Origin of the sequence: Actinophytocola sp., from assembly GCF_036555685.1 — a bacterium.
In the GTDB taxonomy this organism is placed as follows: Bacteria; Actinomycetota; Actinomycetes; order Mycobacteriales; family Pseudonocardiaceae; genus Actinophytocola.
In genome coordinates this window covers 1-5,455 of sequence record NZ_DATBKY010000173.1, presented here as the reverse complement: position 1 = coordinate 5,455, position 5,455 = coordinate 1, and the positions used below count along the sequence as shown (strand labels likewise).

Sequence of the window (5,455 nt, the reverse complement as noted above, 5' to 3'; positions counted from 1 at the left end):
CAGCGCCTGCAATGTTCCACGACGACTACCAGCAGCATTATTACCCGAGTCGTGGGTTTGATCTGACACGTAGCATAGGCTAGCGGACTTCGTGAGAAGTTTCTTTACGTCTTCAAGCCGCCCCTGACGGGGCGGACGGCGCAGCCGAACAGGGCAAACTCGATCGCCCTCCGCTGGCGCTACGGGCTCACTCGCCGTCACCGAACGCCGTCGGCCGCGCCTATCCTGCGCGTCATGGGCGAGAGCATGAAGTCGTGCAGTACTCGCACACGAGCCGATCACGTCGACCACGAACTGTCGCCTCCGGTCGAGGCAGGCGCGCACATGGTACGGGCCGCCGCCCACGTATCAAGCCCTGATCGGGCCGCGGTGCCCAAAGTCGGCCAGCCAGTTGAGCATCCGATCAGGGCTTGACACGCGGGGCCCCGTCGGCCCTGAGGGCAAGCGTGCGGGCAGGCCGGGGGCCTGCCCTTGATGGGCGTGCGCGCCTGCCTCGACCTCCCCAGCGTGCCCCTGAGAGCCGTACAGCACCGAAGTACAGCAGCCGCACCGCTCCCACGCCGTCTACGACGAAGCCCGCCAAGCCATCTACCTGCACAGATAACTCTCTGTGGACGAGGTGCGCCAAGTTGTGGTCCAGGATGTCGCGGGTTCAAGTCCCGTCACTCACCCTCGGCGACGCGTGTTCGGGGGTCCGTTCGGGCCACCTTCCCGCTTTTGGGTTTCGTCCTTTGTTCTGGGGGGCGACCCCCCAGACCCCCACGGTGCGGGATCTGCTGACCCAGCGTGGTTACTTTGGGCGCTACCAGCGCCAGGGACGCTCCGGCCCCAGCCTCCCTACGGTGCCCGATTCCGCCGACACCAGCCTGGTTACCTTTGAGCGCTACCAAGCGCTTAGAACCTTCAGTGGTCGCCTCGTGGTTGTGGTGCGCTCGCTTCGCTTGCACCTGGTGGCCGCCAAGCTCGACCGGGCACAGCGGCGGCTACGGACCGGCTCTGCTAACCGAAGTCTGGGCCGAGCGTCTTCCGTGTTTGGGAGTCGCTTTCTGCTTCTGTTGTGGTTGGTTCTTCTGTTGGCGTTGCTGGGTTCGCGGGGTGTCTTGTGGTTGGGAATTCTGATCTTGGGGGTGGGATCTGTGGGGGTGGGGTGTTGGCTCGGTCGGCCAGGGACTCCGCTCTCGGGGCGTCCGTCGGCGCGAGCAAGGCGGCCGCTGCTGCCCACGCTCGCTGAGCCTCCGGGCGTTCGCCTGCCTTTTCGTGCGCTTGGGCCAGCAGCTCCAGAGCCACGGCCTGGGCCGCCGTGTTGCGCATTTCGCCGTGCGTGTGTGCCGCCTCCGTCGCGTTGGCGATCGCTTCCGCGTACTCCTTCAGCTCGAGCCGCGCGGTCGCCAGGATGCGAAGGACGTCCGCGGCGCTACCCCGGTCGCCGGTCCGGTCGTGGATGTGCAGGCCGGCCAGGCCCGATCGCACCGCCTGGTCGGGGCGGCCGACGTCGAGGTTCAGGCGAGCCAGCCGGTTCAGCGTCTCGCCCAGGCCGTGCAGGTCGCTGATCTTCTGGCTCATGTACTGCGCCTCTAGGTAGTGGGAGCTCGCCTGCTCGTACCGGTCGAGCGCCCGGTAGTCATCGCCCAGCCAGCGGTGCACCTTCGCCATGGCGAACTCGTTGTGCTCCGCCGCGAAGGCGGCCAGCGCCCGGCGGTGCCAGCCGATCGCCGTGACGGGCTCGCCCAGCTGCAGGTGAACGCACCCGATGTTGTGCAGGCTCACCGCCTCGCCCAACCGGTCACCCGCCGCCTGGAACGCGTGGTACGCCTGCTCGAAACACCGTCCGGCCCGCATGTTCTCGTCCAGCTTGCCGTACAGCACGCCCATGCTCGTGAGGCAACCCGCTTCCGCGTGCCGCCGGCCCGCCAGCCCCGCTGACCGGTAGCCAAGCCGCTGCACCTCCAGCAGCTCGCGCAGATCCCCGTGATCGTTGACCACGTTGAGGCAGGCCGCCAACCGCCACGTCACCTCGTGTTCCCCGAGTTCGGCCGCCAGCCGCGCGCAGGCCACGGCACCGGCGCGCTCGAGCGTGAACCAGCGGCGTGCGTCCTGCTCCGAGCCGAACGCGGCCGGCTCGACCGTGTCGAGGAGCCCGGCCGGCAAGGCCGGGACATCGTGCGGATCAGCGGTCAGCAACCGGCGCGCGTTGCGGGCCGACTCCACGTACCAGGCGAGCATCCGGCGGATCGCACGCTCCCGTTGCCCGACCGGCTCATCGCGCGCACTGTCGGCGGCGTACTGGCGCAGCAGATCGTGGGTACGGAAGCGGCCGGCGCCTTCCTGCTCGACGAGGTGCGCGCCGACGAGCGCGTCGAGGATCCCGGCGACCGCCGCGTGGTCGATCCCGCCGACCGCCGCGACGGCCGACGTGCTGAACCGGGTGCCGGGCAGCAGCCCGATCATGCGGAACATCCGGGCGTGCTCGGCCGGCAGCGCCCGGTAGGACCACGAGAACGCCAACCGCAAGGTCGTCGTGTCCTCGTCGCCGTGGGCTCCGGCGTCGAGCAGCCGGGCCTGGCGCAGCTCGTCGACGAGGTCGCCGATCGGCACGCCGGGCCGGGCGGCCACGTGCTCGGCCGCGATGCGGACCGCGAGCGGGAGGCGCTCGCACAACTCGACGAGCTCACCGACCGCGTCGGGTTCCGCGCTCACCCGCGCACCGATCCGCTTCTCCAGCAGCGCGGTCGCCTCGTTCGCGGCGAGCTCGGGAACCGTGAGGCACTCGGCGCCGTCGCGCACGACGATGCTCGTCAGCCGCCTGCGGCTGGTGATCACCACCGGACAGTTCGCCGTCGCGGCGAGCAGCGGGCGAACGTGTGCGCCGTCTCGTACGTTGTCCAGCACCACGAGCACGCGCTGCCCGGTGAGCGTCCGGCGGAGCAGGGCCGCGCGCTGGTCGGCGCCGACCTCACGACTCGCTGCCGGCACTCCCAGTTCCTGCAAGAAGGTCCCCATCACCGTGCCCGGCTCCACCGGCGACGTGTCGGCGTACCCCGACAGGTCCATGTGCAGCATCCCGCCGGGGAAGTCGTCGCTGTGGCTGCGCGCCCAGTGCCGGACCAGTGCGGTCTTGCCGACGCCGGGCCGGCCGTCGAGCGCGACCACCGACGCAGTCGCATTCGGACCGATCAGCAACTCGTCGAGTCGCGCCAGCAACTCCGTCCGGCCGGTGAAGTGTGGCGTCTCGCGTGGCGGCCCGGGAATTCGTACGGGCGTCCGCTGATTTTCCAAGACGTCCGTACTGGACCGAATGGAATTCCGTTGTATACGCACCAGCTCGGCCGTCGGTGGGGTATTCGTCTCCAGGTCTAGACGTCTGCTGAATTCCCGGAAGAATGCCGGCACCTCGCTCGACCGGTCCGCCGCGGTGAGCGCGCGAATCCACAGCCCGGCGAGCCGCTCGTCATGCGGATGATCGGCGAGCAGCGGCCGCAAGCCGTCCAGCACGAACTCGTGCTCGCCCAGCGCGAGCTTCGTGTCGAACAAGTCGCAGCACACCGGCAGCAGTTCGGTGCTGACCAGCGACTCCTGCACCCGCCGCGCCCACGACGTCCTGAGGTCGGCGATCGCCGGGCCGCGCCAGAGATCCACGGCCGCGGTGAAGGACTCGGCCGCGTCCGCGTGCTCACCTCGGCCACGGGCACGGCGTCCGGCACTCGCCAGCGTCCGGAACCGCCGGTAGTCGACCAGCGACGAGTCCATGGCGAGCCGGTAGGTGTCGTGCTCTCGGACGATCTCGCCGGCGAAGCCGGTGCGGGCGAGCGCGGCACGCAACCGGGAGACGTATACCTGCACCGTCTTGTCAGGTTTCGGCGGATGGTCATCGTCCCACAGCGCGTCGGCCAGATAGCCGGCCGGGACCGGTTCGTGGTTCTTGTAAGCGAGTACACCCAGCAGGCCACGAACCTTCGTCGCCCCGACATCGACGTATTCCCCATGCACGTTCATTTGCACGGGCCCCAGGATTCGCAATTGCACCGTAGCCCCCGGCTCGGTCGCTGTGTATTCCATGAGTGTCGGCGGGGGGAAACATCAAAGTTAGCGATGCAACTCTCTGATATTTAACTGTTACAACCGGTGTCCGCCATTGTGCAAGCGGATTGCAAGCCACCTGTCCGTCCGGTCCTTCACGCTCCTCCAGTCCTGTCGTCCCGGGGAGGAAGGGAGCAACGTGGCAGTACAGGAATGGCAGTCCGTACCGGTTGGTCCTAGGGCCGAGCGGTACGTCACGAGAACTGATTGCAAGACCGTTCTCGTCGCCGTGCACACGGTGGTCGCCGGCCACCGGTTGATGGACGTCGTCGGGTTGATCGAGTCGGATCCGCGGGTGCAGCTGGTCTACAGCCGCGCGCCCGACGTGTTCGGCGGCGGGGTGGACGAATACCTGACGTCGCTCGGTGTCCTGGAGATCCCGTGGGCGCAGGCCGTCCACGAACGGTTCGACCTCGCGCTCGCGGCGGCGCACGGCGGCATCGATCACCTCAACGCGCCGGTGATGGTGTTCCCGCACGGCGCCGCGTTCGGCAAGCGGGCCGGCGGCACGGGACCGGTGTACGGCCTGGACGCCGGCCGCCTGCAGCGGGACGGCCGCCTCGTGGTCTCCTCGCTCGTCCTCTCGCACGACTCCCAGTTGGAGACGCTGCGGCGGCAGTGCGAGCCGGCGCTCGAAGTCGCGGTCGTCGCGGGCGACCCGTGCCTCGACCTGCTCATGGCGAGCACGCGGCTGCGGGAGGACTATCGCTGGGCGCTCGGCGTGCGGCCCGGCCGGGAGCTCGTGCTGCTGGCCTCCACGTGGGGCCGGCACTCGCTGTTCCAGCGCTTCGAGCGGTACCTGCCCACCCTGCTCAGGCAGCTGGACCCGGCGCGGTACCGCGTTGCGATGCTGATCCACCCGGCGGTCTGGTTCGGGCACGGGCGCCGGCAGGTACGAGCGTGGCTGGCCGCGGCCCGGGCCGCGGGACTCGTGCTCGTGGAGCCGGAGGTCGACTGGCGCGCCGCCGTGGTCGCCGCCGACCACGTCATCGGCGACCACGGATCGACGACCGTCTACGCGGCCGCGCTCGGCAGGCCGGTGCTGTGCACCGACCTGCCGATCGAATCCCTCAACCCGGACTCGCCGCAGTCGCTGCTCGGCATAAGCGCGCCGCGGCTCGTCCGGTCCCGGCCGCTCGTGCCGCAGCTCCACGAGGCGGCGACGTGGCGGGGCGGCCTCGGCCGGGACGCGTTCGCCCGCCGGCTGACATCCCGGCCGGGCCAGGCGCACCGGCTGCTGCGCGCGGAGATGTACCGCCTGCTCGCCCTGAGCATGCCGGGCCGGCACCGCGCGGTCGAACCCGTACCGGTCCCCGTATTCCCGGAGAGGTGATTCGAATGTCCACAGGAAACGGTCTCGGCGAGCCGGTCGTCGCGG

2 protein-coding genes are annotated in these 5,455 nt (G+C 69.6%); one reads left to right on the top strand and one right to left on the bottom strand.

Annotation, left to right across the window (positions count from 1 at the left end; translation table 11 throughout):
- Nucleotides 1-999: 999 nt before the first annotated feature.
- Entirely contained in the window at nucleotides 1,000-3,993 is a 2,994-nt protein-coding gene (locus VH969_RS16650) for an AfsR/SARP family transcriptional regulator (RefSeq protein ID WP_331975091.1), read from the bottom strand.
- A gap of 313 nt (nucleotides 3,994-4,306) precedes the next feature.
- On the opposite strand from VH969_RS16650, the gene VH969_RS16645 reads away from it, so the two are divergent.
- Nucleotides 4,307-5,410, top strand: coding sequence for a hypothetical protein (locus VH969_RS16645; protein ID WP_331975089.1), 1,104 nt, complete (start codon nucleotides 4,307-4,309; stop codon nucleotides 5,408-5,410).
- Nucleotides 5,411-5,455 lie beyond the last annotated feature (45 nt).